Raw genomic sequence first — 14,557 nt, 5'->3', positions numbered from 1 at the left:
GTAGAGTTGTGGGATGTTTTTATAATGTTTTTAGTAATATGTACGCAGTGACAGAGAGGAAGGGCTCTTTTGGCGTAACAGAAACGCTTATAGTGTGTACATATATAATGGAAGGAATTAGAAAAATATTGTGAAGAGACAGGCTTAAATGGGTTCGCTTTTCTATTTTGAAAAAAAAACCAAGTATTCAACCTATAATAAATTTGTTATGATAACCAATGGGATAAAATGAATCCCTATCGCTTAAAACAATATGTTTGAGAGTATATGTATAAAAGAAAAGAGAAAAAATATGAATAAAACATTTGTAAAAGGAGCAGCAATTTTAACCATTACAACTTTTTTGTCAAAATTGCTTGGTAGTTTTTTTCAAATTCCATTACAAAATATTGCAGGAGATGAAGTGCTCGGTATTTTTCGCCTTGTTTTTCCTGTATATATGATTGCTCTTACATTATCGGTAGCCGGAGTTCCACTTGCAATTTCGAAACTAATTGCAGAGTTGAACGAAAAAAATAAGCAAAAGGAAATTGCGAAATTATTTAAATCAGCGTCAATTATTGGGATAGCATTTGGCGTTTTCGGCTGTTTAGTCATTGTATTATTTTCTATTGAAATTGCGAATATGCTCGGTGGACAAGAAACTAGAATGCCGTTGCTTATTACTTCATTAGCATTACTCATTGCGCCATACATGGCGGTGTATAGAGGGTATTTTCAAGGTTTCGGTGATATGAAACCCACAGGGGTATCACAGGTCATTGAGCAATTTGTACGTGTGTTTTTTATGTTAATAATTGCTTACATACTAGTATCATGGGATAAGAGTAATACTGTTATTACTAGTGGTGCGATGGTTGGCTCTTTTCTTGGAGTCATTAGTTCGCTTATATATTTGCGTATAAAATATAATAGAAGTCCATACTACAATAAAAGCAATTCCTATTCGCTCCGAGATTTAAGAGAACACGGCAAAAAGATATTGCGGGTATCGATCCCAATCGCTATCGGAGCTTTATCAATGCCACTTTTAAATTTAGTAGACTCGCTTACAATACCACATGTATTACAAGGATCATCAGCAGAAATTCAAGAACAATTTGGAATATACAGTCGCGGTTTTGCATTCACGCAAATAATTGTTATTTTTGCAAGTGCAATTGTATTTCCGTTAATACCACTCTTAACTTCCGCATTGGCCAAAAGAGATATAAATTTGGCGAAAATAACAATTCAAAATACAAATCGACTAGCGCATGTTTTGACAGCACCGTTAACAATATGGTTGATGGCATTAACAGTACCGTTAAATGTCGGATTGTTCACAGACGTAAAAGGCAGTAGTATGTTAACAGTTATGATTGGCAGTTCGTATTTTACTGCGGTTATGGTATTATCAATAGGTGTTTTACAGGGCATTAACCGTTCTGCACAAGCTGCATGGATTGTTATTGGTGCGAGTTGTGTGAAAGTCATGTTAAACATGATGTTCGTGCAGAAGTTTGGCATAGATGGAGCGGCGTATAGTACACTAATTACTTACGTATTGATTTGTATTGTAAATCATTTGTATATTCGAAGCTATATTGCCTATTCTATTCATTTAAAAAGCTTTTTCGGTGTGTTAGCAATAGCATGTATTTTGGGACTAGGATTGTATGAATTATGTAATGTGATAGATGTTACAACTTCAAGAATTATGACGTTATTATTCAGTGGTATAGCATTAAGTATTACAACCATTTTGTATGGTGTATGTGCTTTGAAATTAAAATGGATATCAATAAACAAAATACCATTTTTGAAAAGATAAATATAGAAATTTAATTTTTTATTATAATTCATATGAACTGATAAAGAGGAAACTATGTAGGGTATCAAGTGTTTAGGTAAGGAATGGGTACTAGTTTATGTTAGATGAAATAAACGGTTACCTAGTTTTGGAGGAGATTTAGGGTGCGTTTAGTCTTATCAGGATATTATGGTTTTTATAATGTTGGAGACGAGGCGATTCTACAATCAATTATTGAATCGTTAAGTAAAGAGAACCCGGATATAGAACTAGTAGTACTATCAAATGATTCTAAATATACAAAGGAAATGTATGGTGTAGAATCGGTAGATCGCTGGGATATAAAAGCTGTTTATCATGCGATAAAAAACAGTGATGGAGTTATTAGCGGTGGCGGGAGCCTTCTTCAAGATCAGACAAGTACGAAGAGTATTCTATATTATACGGGTATTATGGGACTCGCTCGATTATTAAAAAAGCCGTATTATATTTATTCACAAGGAATAGGTCCAATTACAAAAGGATATAATCGTCTATTAGTAAAATGGAACTTGTCAAAAGCTTCCTATGTATCAGTTCGAGATGAGGATTCGTTTTTATATTTAAAAGAACTTGGCATAAAAAACGATATTGAAATTGTTCCAGACCCTGTTTTAACATGGAAACGGACAAAACAATCGGATTGGTTGCAAAAGCATTCGATACATGGAAAAGTAATTGCGGTTAGTGTGCGTTATTGGAATGCAAAAGAAGATTATATAAAAAAATTAGCTGAGGCATTAAAAAAATTAAAGCAAGAAGGATACCAAATTCTATTTGTTCCAATGCATGAGCCATTTGATCAAAAAGCTTCGCGTGAAGTAGTAGACTTAATGGGAGAAGAGACGTATATGCTTCCGTATAAAATGGATATCGACGAGAAAATATTCATTTTATCACAATGTTCATTACTAATTGGTATGCGTCTTCATGCACTTGTTTTTTCTGCCGTAGCCAAAACTCCAATGGTCGGGATTTCATACGATCCGAAAATTGATTCGTTTTTAAGTCAAGTGAATCAGCCAGTTATAGGAAGTGTGGATGGCGAATGGAGTGCTGAGTATTTATATGAAATTGCGAAAAAGCAATTAATGCAACAAGGAACTGTGCAGCAAGAGTTACAATTGACAATAGATGAGCTTCGGTTGCAAGGCAAACAGGCAACAAAGAAACTCATTGATCATATGGAAAAAGGCACTTTATTAAAAAAGTAAAGTGTCTTTTATTTTGTTTTGAATTTAATGAAAATTCTAATTAAAAAACGTTTTATTTTAATTCCTATTTATTATGCTAAAATGATTGTGATTATTATATAATCAAATTTGTGATAATAAATTCGTAGATTACGAGGAGGATAACCTTGAAGACTTTTTCAAAAGGTATAACAGCAGTGGCATTAACGGGATCATTACTTTTAACTCCTATTTCAAGTTATGCGGCAAATGATGATATTACAGGACATATGTTTGAGACGAATATGCGCTCACTTATTACTAAAGGAGTTTTAATGGGGTATGGAGACAATGTATATGCGCCTGATAAATTAGTAACAAGAGCAGAGTTTGCTACATTCATAGCAAGGGCTTTAAATTTACCGAAAGCTGATTCGAATTTCGAGGATGTGCCGAAGACTTACGGTTTATATGATGGTGTAAGTAGAGCATATGGAGCGAAAATTATTAATGGTCGTACGAACGAGACATTCTCACCAAATGATGTGATTACACGTGAAGAAATGTCGATAATGGTAAAGCGAGCGTTAGACTATAAAAATATTAAAGTAGCTGTAAGCCCGCTTACCTTTACTGATAAAGATAGTATTAACTATAAAGAGCATGTACAAGTTATGGTGGCTACTCAAATTATTAAAGGGTATCCAGAAGATAATACATTTAGACCACATTTATCAGCTACAAGAGGGATGGCTTCAGCTATGTTGGATCGTATGCTTCAGACGATTGAAAAAAACGGAAATAGCAACCCTGTAGAAACTAAGAAATATGTTGTGACAAATGTAAGAGAAAACGGAACAGAGCAAGAAGTAGAGCGCTATAATACGTATAAAGAAGCGGTTACGGCTGCTCAAAATAAAGGTATGAATGCGGTAAAATACGAGAACGAATTTTTATGGATTAAAGATGGTTTTGCAAGTGCGAAAAGAATAACTGGGCAAAACATCATTAATATTTATGATGAGAATTTGTCAACAGTATATACGTATATTCAGTATGGAACAGAATTGAAAGTGTTAGAAGTTGGCGAAGATCGTGTGAAAGTTCAACTTTCTGGTTTAACAGGTTATGTGAAGAAGAATGAAATCACTTTAATTCCTACAAATGAAATGAAACAGTCGTCTTATTATGTGAAATCAGATGGATATTTATACCATAAATATTATACATATAATACAAGTTCACCTGGATATACAGAATTTAGATATGGTGTGGCACCTTCTTTCATGAAGCAAGGACAGCAAATGTATAGTGTAGATGGAAAGACATTTGGAGACGAAACTTTCTATCAATATTTCAATTATTTATCATTACGTTCGAAAACAGATTATACAGCTGAACAACTAGATAGTTATGTGAAATCGATTAAGCCAGACTCTCCATTAATTGGTTTAGGAAAGAAATTTAAAGAAGTAGAAAGCAAGTATAATGTAAATGCATTATTCTTATATTCATTAGCAATTCATGAAAGTTATTATGGAACAAGCGCTCTTGCAAAAGACAAAAATAATTTATTTGGTTTAAAAGCAACAGACGATAGTCCGTATGGTAACGGAGAAGCATTCAATTCAAAAGAAGATTGTATTGAACATGCAGCAAAATTATACATGAATGAAGGATATTTAAATCCAGGACATTGGCGTTATACAGCAACATATACAGGTGATAAAGCTGCTGGTTTAAATGCGAAATATGCATCTGATGCGAACTGGGGTAAAAAAGTAGCGGGGCATATGAACCGTTTTGATTCTTATTTAGGTAAAAAAGAATACAACAAGTACAAACTTGCACGTGTGATGAATAACGTGGAAGTGAAAAAGAATCCTAGTATATCAAATGAGCGACTGTATCGTTTAAATACAAATGTAGTTGTTACAGTTACTGGTGAAGAAATAATAAATGGAAAAGCGTGGGTTAAAGTTATTTCAGATAATCCTACTGTAACAGAAGCGTATATTGCAAAAGAAAGCTTAGAATACGTAAAACATTAATTAAATAAAAAAGAAGGTGCTACTAATATTTCGTAGCACCTTCTTTTTATTCAATTTCAAAATCAACAATGATATAAGCGAGTATAACAACGAAGAAAATACTAACGGCTGGCGCTGTTAATACGTGGCCAGACATAAAGCCGATGCCAAGTGATAGAACGAGTGTGCTCGCTAATAACATATACTTTACTTTCATGATTTTCTTAAAGTTTGTGATCATGCGGATAAATAATTTAATACCAAAGTATAGAAGAGGTATTAAGTAAATAAGGAAACCGACAATTCCAAATGCGAAAAATAGGTCATGGAAGTCCATTTCAATTAATTTAATTTTATCTGTGTAGTTACCAGCGTAACCCATTCCGAATAGTTTTTGTGAAAGCGGTGCGTCTTTATAGTATTGTTTGTATGTTTTTAAAAATTTGTCGCGATCACTGTAAATTAAACTTTTTACTTCAGAATCTGTAAGTTCACCTTTTGCATGTTTTTTTGCATCTTCTGGATCTGCTTTAATTACTTTTCCTTCTTTTCGATCTTTCTCTTCTTGTACTGATTTTTTGTATTCGTATATTTGCATGTGAATGCCCATATTTTTTGCGATAGGAGTATGCGGTGTAAGAGCAATTAAACCTCCTAGTATAACTGCGACAACAACGGTATTTACAATATGTGTGAATCCTTTTCCTTCTTTTTTACGATTTATCATATATTCAATGAATGAGAAGAAAAGTGCTACGCCTAATGTAATAACAATTGCGCCATATCCGACTTTCGTTCCGACCATAATACTTGCATACATCGCAAGTATTGTTGGAATCCAGTAATATATTTTCGAGAAAGAAGTTGTTTTATGAATCGAATATAAGACAATGATTGGGAACATAATGGCGAAAAGAGAACTTAAATCATTTCCAGCGAAGAACCAACCTCTTGAACCGATTTTTGAGTGAGGATAGCTTGGGAAATCCGTTCCAGTTTGCATTGCGACAATCATTGTAATGCTTAAAATTAAAGTTGCATATAAGAAATATGTAATGATTTTATGGAATACATACTCTTTATTTTTTAGCTCTTTAAAGGCGATAATATATCCAAACAGTAGCACAATTGGATATACGCTCTTTAAGATGAATTTAACTTCTTCTCCAAATGAAACTGGAGATTTAACCATCATATTATTTACAAGACCGATTGCGAGTGCGATCCCGAGTAAGCATAAATAGAGGATGTACTTTTTCGCATCTTGTTGTTTGTGATGAAGAAGTAGGTACCCTAATGCAAGAAGCATAAAGGCGAAACGGACTACAACTCCAACTGTTGCGCTCATGTGTAGTATATAGATTGAAAAAGATGTTAATAAATCTAAAATTGGTTGAAACACAATGAATAGCAATAGGAAATGTGGGAAGTAGTTATCCGTTTGTTTCAACTTATTAACCATATGTTCCTCCAGTTCTTCATTCCTTTATTACAACACCCAAAAGATGGGTATAAAGCCTTTTTTACATAGTAAGGCGAATGAATTTCAATATTTGTTTTTTATCAAACTTAAGAATACACCATTTCATTGTAATGGTAAATAGATGAAAAGCATGGATAAACCGACTTTAATTTCTATATTTTTCAACGGAATTGTATGTTTTATACGGTAAATGTACAAATTGCGAGATTATTAGACAGAAAATTGAGAAAAAAGAAGGATTTTTCAGTGGTTTTCTATAATTATATAAGTATAATCTTTATGGAGAAAAGAGGGGTATATATAATGGAAATAACAAGTAAAACAGAATCTGTCGTTGTGAAATATGAAGGCCACGTTGCAACGGTTATGGTCAATCGCCCAGAGGTGTTAAATGCGTTGGATGAGCCGACCTTAAAAGAGTTATTACAAAAGTTGAAAGAAGTAGCGGAAAGTTCTGCGCATATCGTTGTGTTATGTGGGAACGGCCGTGGTTTTTCTGCGGGTGGGGATATTAAATCGATGCTTTCAAGTAATGATGAAAGTAAGTTTGATGGCATTATGAATACCATTTCTGAAGTTGTCGTGACATTATATACGATGCCAAAGCTTGTTATTAGTGCAATTCATGGACCGACTGCAGGTCTTGGGTTAAGTATTGCGTTAACAGCTGATTATGTAATGGCGGATATATCATCTGTTATTGCAATGAACTTTATTGGAATCGCTTTAATTCCAGATGGAGGCGGTCATTTCTTCCTTCAAAAGCGTGTCGGTGAAAATATGACGAAGCAAATTATTTGGGAAGGTAAGAAGTTATCAGCGACAGAAGCGCTTGATATCGGCTTAATTGATGAAGTAATCGGCGAAGATTTCCAAACGGCTGTGAAACAAAAAATTAATGAATGGTCACAAAAACCGATTAAAGCAATGATTCAAACGAAGCAAATTTTATGTGAAGTAAATCGCTCTAATTTAGAGCAAACATTGCAATTAGAAAAGCGTGGTCAATATGCAATGAGACAAACAGCGGATCATAAAGAAGGAATTGCTGCGTTTTTAGAGAAACGTTTACCAGCATTTAAAGGGGAATAAAGTGAAGTGAGGATTTTGTCCATTCCTCACTGATTATTAGCTCGTTAATTCGGGATAAAGGGGAGAAAGTGCTAACACATTTTAGTATAATTGTGTTAGCACTTTTTTTAAGGAGTAATACATGAAGAAAATGATCGGTGTTATTACTATTATTTTGCTTACATATTCTGTTTTGCATAGTACACCATCTTTGGCAGTTCGGACTGCGTTATTTTTTGAGGGACATCCAAGTGTTGCATTTTCTGACGAGGTGACGAAAGAAAAAGATGTGAAAAAAGAAGCGATTCCAGATGAGTATCAAACTCTATATGGTAAGGAAGAAGACTTAGAGCACTATTTCTTTCCGCATGTAAGAGCACATGGATCAGGAATTGATATGTTAAGTGCGTGCGTGAAGAAAAAATGGTTTTTCTATAAAGCAGAGCTCGGATGTTATTAAATATAGGAGGATGAATGATGTCAGCATATAACAAGTTAGTAAGAGATCGTGTTCCAGAGAAGATTTTAATGTCTGGAAAAACATATACAGCACAAAAATTAACAGGGCAAGCATACATACAAGCTTTAGCGAAAATTGGAACGGAAGAAATTCGTGAATTTGCTTCTATGAAAGAACGCGAACATGCGCTAGATTCTCTTGCGGATGCGCTAGAAGTTATCATCTCATTAGCACGTGCAGAAGGTGCATCGATTGAAGATGTAGAACGCCTTCGTAAGCAAAAAGAGATAGAGCGCGGTGGATTTGAAAAAGGGATTTATTTATTAGACGTTTCAGAAGAATAGTTTTATAGGAAAAGCATAGCGTTAATGAGTAACGCTATGCTTTCTTGTTGCAATGAAGCTAATAATGAAGAAGATAGCTGTTAATATCCAGCCGATTGTAATAGAAGTAGTAGTATGAACGGCATAAGAGATTTGTAAACAAAATAATGATGCTAAAAACCAAATGAGTGCAATGTGTATATATTTTTTTGATATATTCATATTTCAAGGCTCCTTTTGTATACTAAAAAGAATTTTACTACAATTTAGAAAATTAGGCCATATAAGTAGAGGTTTTCTGGCGAATTTTGTATACTGAATAGTAGAGAAAATGAGGAGGAAACGACAATGGCACATCATGCGAAAGAAACGATGGAACTGATTAAGGAGCTTGTCTCTATTCCAAGTCCATCTGGAAATACAGCAAAAATTATTAATTTCATTGAAAACTATGTCAGTGAGTGGAACGTAGAAACGAAACGTAATAATAAGGGAGCTCTTATTTTAACGGTAAAAGGGAAGAATGATGCGCAGCACCGCTTATTAACGGCACACGTTGATACGTTAGGTGCGATGGTGAAAGAAATTAAGCCTGATGGTCGCCTGAGTCTTTCTATGATTGGTGGATTTCGCTGGAACTCTGTAGAAGGGGAATATTGCGAAATTGAAACATCAAGTGGCAAGACATATACAGGAACGATTTTAATGCATCAAACATCTGTACATGTATATAAAGATGCAGGTGAAGCAAAACGCGATGAGAAAAATATTGAAGTTCGTATTGATGAGCGCGTATTTTCAGCTGATGAAGTACGCGAATTAGGAATTGAAGTAGGAGACTTCGTTTCATTTGATCCGCGCGTTCAAATTACAGAGAGTGGATACATAAAATCACGTCATTTAGATGACAAAGTAAGTGTTGCAATTTTATTAAAATTAATTAAAAGATTACAAGACGAAAACGTAACATTACCATATACGACGCATTTCTTAATTTCTAATAATGAAGAGATTGGATACGGTGGTAACTCTAACATTCCAGAAGAAACTGTTGAATACTTAGCAGTTGATATGGGAGCGTTAGGTGATGGACAAGCATCTGATGAATATACAGTATCTATTTGTGCAAAAGACTCTAGCGGCCCGTATCATTATGCACTGCGCAAACATTTAGTAGAGCTTGCGAAAACGAATCATATTGAATATAAAGTAGATATTTATCCGTACTACGGATCTGATGCATCAGCTGCGATTCGCGCGGGATTTGATGTGAAACATGCGTTAATTGGAGCGGGTATTGATTCTTCCCACGCATTTGAACGTACGCATGAAAGTTCTATTGCGCATACAGAAGCATTAGTGTATGCATATGTAATGTCTAATTTAATTGAAGAATAATTTCATAGATAATAGAGAGCTGATTAAAGATATTATTTTTAATCAGCTTTTTATTTGGCAAAGCGATTAGGAGACATGTCCTAATCGCTTTTTTATCCCGCTATTTGCCGGGCAGTAAGACCACTACCTCAAAATTCAGCGAAAGCAAAAAAGTTAGATGGGGGCGGGCTGCCCGTAAAAGCCCGATTGGTGAGGGCTGATTAAAGCTTTTTATATACATTCATTATAAGTTATATATATGCGATTTTTTTTATACGGCCGGAAACGTATTTACTATAGATATATAATGTTATACACTATGAAAGGAATTAATTAATAGTTAATATTTTTTAGTTAGCTTGATTAAAAAAATGAATGAATATGAAGTTTTGAGAGGAGATTTATTTTTCATGAAGTACAAAGCAATAGCCGCAGGTTTATTAGCAGCAAATTTACTAGCACATCCAATTAGTAGTTTAGCAGAAACGAAGAAATTTCCTGATGTTTCAGATAGTGCGTGGTCAAAAGACGCAATTTATTATTTAGTAGAGAGAAATGTAATTAACGGTATGCCAGATGGTAACTTTATGCCATACGGAAATTTAACACGTGCTCAGGCAGCAAAGATTATCGCAACAGCAATTGGTGCTAAAATAGATCCAAATGCAAAGCCGTCTTATAATGATGCAAAAAATAATTGGGCAGCTTCATTTATTGCAGCCATGGAAAAAGAGAATATTATTAAAGGGCGAGAACCAGGAGTATTTGATCCTGAAGGAAAAGTAACTCGTGCTGAAATGGCAGCTATGCTTGTAAGAGCATATAATCTGAAAAGCAAAGTAACAGGACCAGTTCCTACAAAATTTGCTGATTTAGAGAATCATTGGGGTAAAGAAGAAGTTAATATTTTAGTAGAATTAAAACTTTCGTTAGGTACAGAGAATGGCTGGAAACCGAATGATTCTATTACGCGTGAACAAGCAGCTCAACTTACTGCGCAAACAGATAAATTTAGCAAGAATAGTGATCGTCCAGTAGAAACAAAGAAAATGTACATAGATAGAAAATTCATTACATATCACGCACCATCATTAAGTTCTGGGATTAGTGCAAATCAGCATAATCCACAAATGGTTGAAATTAAAGAAGAACGAGATGGATGGATCAAAATTGCAACAAGTAAAGGTGATAAATGGACACCTTTAGTAGAGAAAACAGAAGTTATTAATGAAGGATTCACTACTTATGCAGAAGCTTCTTCTTCTTCAAAAGTAATGGGAACACATAACGCACAACAAGTAACTGTTATTGAAGAGAACGGCAGCTGGATTCGTATCCGTATGGGCGCTGGTTTCCAATGGGTTAATAAAAATCAATTAAATCCAGTCAAGCAAGGTAACTTCTTAGAGGGCAAAGCGATTATCATTGATCCAGGTCATGGGGGAGCGGATTCAGGTAATCCAGGTTATTATGAGAAAGAAAGTGAAACTGTATTAGATGTATCACTACGATTACAGAAAATATTTGAGAAAAAGACACCATTTACTGTGTTATTCACTCGTACAGATGATACACGTCCAGGAACAAGTGCTTCTGATTCTTTAAAGAAACGTGTAGAATTTGCTCAAAAAAATAATGGGGATATTTTTGTAAGTATTCATGGTAATGGCACGGAAGAGAAAAATGGACAAGGTACAGAAACGTTCTACTATGAATCAGCGACAGCAAGAGGAACAAATCCTAACGTATCAGAAAGTCGTTTACTAGCAGAAAAAATTCAAGAGCGTCTTGTAGATGCACTGGGAACAAAAGATCGTGGTGTGAAAAAAGGCGATTTATACGTAATTAGAGAAAATACAATGCCAGCTGTATTAGCAGAATTAGCATTTGTAGATAATAAAAGTGATGCAGATAAAATAGCTACACCAGCGCAGAGACAAAGTGCAGCGGAAGCTATTTATCAAGGTATTTTAGATTACTATGAAGAAATGGGTAACAACGTGTCTTCTTTCCGTTAATAAATAATAAGAGATTGCCATTGGCAGTCTCTTTTATTTATTAACGTTTCTCTTTATTTCCGGCATATGATATCATTTAATTTTATATACAAAAGAAAAGTATTTGAGTAATTGTAATCAGAAGAATTTTAAACGATAGAGGATGATAATAGATTGAATAATCATAGTAAAACACCTGCCTGTATATATACGTATGCATTTCGTGAGGAGGAGCGTGCTTTATGTTACTTGGAAATGCGCTCGTTCTTTGGAATGGAGTCCCACGTTAATATTTTAAAAAGTGATGTCAAAATTGACCCGAGTAGAAGTGCGTTTATAAAAGAGCGCGTTGAGGTTATGTATGAAGGGGACGACTTAGAAAGCATTTTAAAACAAGTGGAACAAATTGATTTGGCGGGAGCGACATTTAAAGTTATCTTCGTTAAAATCAATGACCTCGTTGGAGAGAATAAAATTGAATATGGAGAAAGACGTCTTATTGAACGAGACCTCGGCATGCATATTGAAGGAGAAGCGGATGTTCGTAATCCAGAGCGTGTATTCGGGATTGTTCCTCTTGGAGGACGCTGGTACTTCGGGCACTATGTAGAAAGCGAACCCGTTTGGTATCATCACATAAAAAAACCGCATAGTTATTCGACATCTCTTAGCACACGTGTTGCGAGATCAGTTGCAAATATCGCTGTACCAAATCCAGAGGGAGTACGAGCAATTGACCCGTGCTGCGGTATTGGAACAGTAGTAGTAGAAGCACTTTCTATGGGGATTAACATCGTTGGTAGAGATATAAATCCACTTGTAGTTCTTGGAACGAGAAAAAATATCGCGCATTTCGGATTTGAAGGAACAGTAACAAAAGGTCCAATCGAGGAAATTACTGAGAACTACGACGTTGCCATTATCGATATGCCGTACGACCTATTTACGCACGCCACACCAGAAGATCAACTATCAATTCTCTCAAGTGCACGCCGCATCGCGAAAAAAGTAGTCGTTGTCACGATGGAAACAATGGACGACATGATCCATGAAGCAGGATTCGAAATTACAGATCGCTGTATTACAAGAAAAGGATCATTTACTAGACAGATTCTTGTTTGTGAATAAGAAAGAAAGGTCACCCAAACGGGTGACCTTTTTTGTTTGTATTGATGTGTAATTGGTTGGTGGTTTAGGTAGATGAATTAGCGAAATTTGTCTGTAAGTCGATATTGCATGTCGAATCGCCGATAAATTTAAAAAATCGCTGATATATTGTGTTGAATCGCTGATATATTGTGTTGAATCGCTGATATATTCCGAGAATCGCCGATATCGTTACATTAGAATATTACTGTTCTTTTAATTTCTCTTGTTGTGCAAGTAGTAAATTGCGCAAGATGTGTCCGCGGTAACTTTCTAGTTTTCGTCCTTCATGATAGCGTACGCCTAATTTTTTTAGTTCAGCTACGTACCAGCCTTTTGTTCCGTAATACATGGGATCACTTCCTTTTTGCTTTTGAACAGTATATGTTTGGGAGCGAAGTAACTTTACATTGAAAATAATAATGATAAAAGGAATTTTGCATGTGTATACCAGTGAAATTGCAAAGTTATCGAGGTGTTTTATAACGTAACGTCCAAGCCGTGTATAAAAAAGTAGACAGTTGTATATGAATTTGTTGAAAAAAGAATACACATTACTGAGGGGATTTGAAAAAAGTAATGCTATACGCTTTGGCATGATACTTGCGTTGGAAATAGTATCAACATATAGGGGAGAGATCGAAATGAAGGTTAGTAAAATATATACAACGATTGATGCACACGTAGCTGGGGAGCCGCTTCGAATTATTACGGGTGGTGTGCCAGAAATAAAAGGAGAAACGCAGCTGGAAAGACGCGCCTACTGCATGGAACATTTGGACCATCTTCGCGAAGTTCTTATGTATGAACCGAGAGGACATCACGGTATGTACGGTTGTATCATTACACCGCCTGCAAGTGCTCATGCTGACTTTGGCGTATTATTTATGCACAACGAAGGATGGAGTACGATGTGTGGTCATGGCATTATTGCTGTTATTACAGTCGGAATTGAAACAGGTATGTTTGAAGTGACAGGTGAGAAACAACAGTTCATTATTGATAGCCCTGCTGGGGAAGTCATTGCGTATGCAAAATATAACGGGAGCGAAGTAGAGTCCGTATCATTTGAAAATGTTCCTTCATTTGTATATAAGAAAGACGTTCCTATTAAAATAGATGACTATGAATTTCAAGTAGATATCGCGTTTGGCGGAGCTTTTTATGCGGTAGTAGACTGTAAAGAATTTGGTTTGAAAGTTGATTTCAAGGATTTATCTGCTATTCAAGCGTGGGGCGGTAAAATTAAGCACTACATCGAGAGCAAAATGGAAGTGAAGCATCCACTTGAAGAAGGATTAAAAGGGATATACGGCGTTATTTTCTCAGATGAACCGAAAGGAGAAGACGCAACTTTACGAAATGTAACAATCTTTGCTGATGGGCAAGTAGATCGTTCTCCTTGCGGTACAGGAACTTCCGCAAGAATCGCAACTCTTTTTGGAAAAGATGCTTTACAAAAGGGAGAAATTTTCGTCCATGAATGCATTACTGACGGGAAATTCGAGGGGGAAGTATTGTCGGTAACCGCAGTAGATACATATGAAGCTGTCGTTCCAAAATTAACGGGGAATGCCTTTATTACAGGATTTCATCAGTTCGTTGTAGACCCGAGAGATGATTTGAATCGAGGATTTTTGTTAGGATAAGAGGAGGGGGTGGAAAGA

At 35.4% G+C, this 14,557-nt stretch carries 13 protein-coding genes; 10 read left to right on the top strand and 3 right to left on the bottom strand.

Features of this window, described 5'->3' with window-relative positions; translation table 11 throughout:
* The first annotated feature begins 292 nt into the window (after positions 1 to 292).
* The 3 genes from AU379_RS22735 to AU379_RS22725 all read left to right on the top strand — a co-directional run bounded on the left by AU379_RS22735 (position 293) and on the right by AU379_RS22725 (position 5,054).
* Positions 293 to 1,813 carry a polysaccharide biosynthesis protein gene (locus AU379_RS22735; RefSeq protein WP_001043994.1) on the top strand — a complete coding sequence of 507 codons (1,521 nt, stop codon included), beginning with the start codon at positions 293 to 295 and terminating at the stop codon, positions 1,811 to 1,813.
* A 143-nt stretch (positions 1,814 to 1,956) separates the two neighbouring features.
* On the top strand, positions 1,957 to 3,045 hold the full coding sequence (gene csaB, locus AU379_RS22730) for a polysaccharide pyruvyl transferase CsaB (RefSeq protein WP_001241595.1): 1,089 nt from the start codon (positions 1,957 to 1,959) through the stop codon (positions 3,043 to 3,045).
* Between the two features lie 146 nt (positions 3,046 to 3,191).
* Complete coding sequence (locus AU379_RS22725; RefSeq protein ID WP_000847506.1) at positions 3,192 to 5,054, top strand: S-layer homology domain-containing protein; 1,863 nt, start codon at positions 3,192 to 3,194, stop codon at positions 5,052 to 5,054.
* 46 nt (positions 5,055 to 5,100) lie between these two features.
* Here the strand turns inward: AU379_RS22725 and AU379_RS22720 are convergent, their stop codons facing one another.
* Positions 5,101 to 6,495 (bottom strand): O-antigen ligase family protein, encoded by a 1,395-nt coding sequence (locus AU379_RS22720; protein WP_000247535.1) that lies wholly within the window; start codon positions 6,493 to 6,495, stop codon positions 5,101 to 5,103.
* Between the two features lie 300 nt (positions 6,496 to 6,795).
* Here AU379_RS22720 and AU379_RS22715 point away from each other — a divergent pair, with 300 nt between their 5' ends.
* The 3 genes from AU379_RS22715 (at position 6,796) to AU379_RS22705 (ending at position 8,391) form a co-directional block, all read left to right on the top strand.
* Positions 6,796 to 7,608, top strand: a complete 813-nt coding sequence (locus tag AU379_RS22715) for an enoyl-CoA hydratase (RefSeq protein WP_001999174.1) — start codon at positions 6,796 to 6,798, stop codon at positions 7,606 to 7,608.
* Between the two features lie 121 nt (positions 7,609 to 7,729).
* Positions 7,730 to 8,047, top strand: a complete 318-nt coding sequence (locus tag AU379_RS22710; protein ID WP_000738201.1) for a hypothetical protein — start codon at positions 7,730 to 7,732, stop codon at positions 8,045 to 8,047.
* 17 nt (positions 8,048 to 8,064) lie between these two features.
* The gene (locus AU379_RS22705; protein ID WP_001277349.1) at positions 8,065 to 8,391 is read left to right on the top strand and encodes a nucleoside triphosphate pyrophosphohydrolase; all 327 of its coding nucleotides are present in this window, start codon (positions 8,065 to 8,067) and stop codon (positions 8,389 to 8,391) included.
* A 21-nt stretch (positions 8,392 to 8,412) separates the two neighbouring features.
* Here AU379_RS22705 and AU379_RS22700 read toward each other — a convergent pair whose 3' ends face one another.
* A complete protein-coding gene (locus AU379_RS22700; RefSeq protein ID WP_001027086.1) occupies positions 8,413 to 8,592 on the bottom strand; it encodes a hypothetical protein in 180 nt (59 codons plus the stop codon).
* Positions 8,593 to 8,718: 126 nt separating this feature from the next.
* On the opposite strand from AU379_RS22700, the gene AU379_RS22695 reads away from it, so the two are divergent.
* From AU379_RS22695 to AU379_RS22685, 3 genes are all read left to right on the top strand, one after another.
* Positions 8,719 to 9,768: a M42 family metallopeptidase gene (locus AU379_RS22695; RefSeq protein WP_000930028.1), complete on the top strand. Its 1,050-nt coding sequence runs from the start codon at positions 8,719 to 8,721 to the stop codon at positions 9,766 to 9,768.
* Positions 9,769 to 10,157: 389 nt separating this feature from the next.
* A complete protein-coding gene (locus tag AU379_RS22690) occupies positions 10,158 to 11,765 on the top strand; it encodes an N-acetylmuramoyl-L-alanine amidase (protein WP_030023543.1) in 1,608 nt (535 codons plus the stop codon).
* A 153-nt stretch (positions 11,766 to 11,918) separates the two neighbouring features.
* Entirely contained in the window at positions 11,919 to 12,872 is a 954-nt protein-coding gene (locus tag AU379_RS22685; protein WP_001059316.1) for a methyltransferase domain-containing protein, read from the top strand.
* Between the two features lie 223 nt (positions 12,873 to 13,095).
* On the opposite strand, the gene AU379_RS30360 is transcribed toward AU379_RS22685, so the two are convergent.
* A complete protein-coding gene (locus tag AU379_RS30360) occupies positions 13,096 to 13,326 on the bottom strand; it encodes a YflJ family protein (RefSeq protein WP_100240272.1) in 231 nt (76 codons plus the stop codon).
* Positions 13,327 to 13,534: 208 nt separating this feature from the next.
* On the opposite strand from AU379_RS30360, the gene AU379_RS22675 reads away from it, so the two are divergent.
* Entirely contained in the window at positions 13,535 to 14,539 is a 1,005-nt protein-coding gene (locus tag AU379_RS22675; protein WP_044584178.1) for a proline racemase family protein, read from the top strand.
* The last annotated feature ends 18 nt before the right edge of the window (positions 14,540 to 14,557 follow it).

This window comes from Bacillus sp. JH7, from assembly GCF_001563515.1.
Lineage (GTDB): Bacteria > Bacillota > Bacilli > Bacillales > Bacillaceae_G > Bacillus_A > Bacillus_A cereus.
This window is presented reverse-complemented; position numbering and strand designations above follow the sequence as displayed.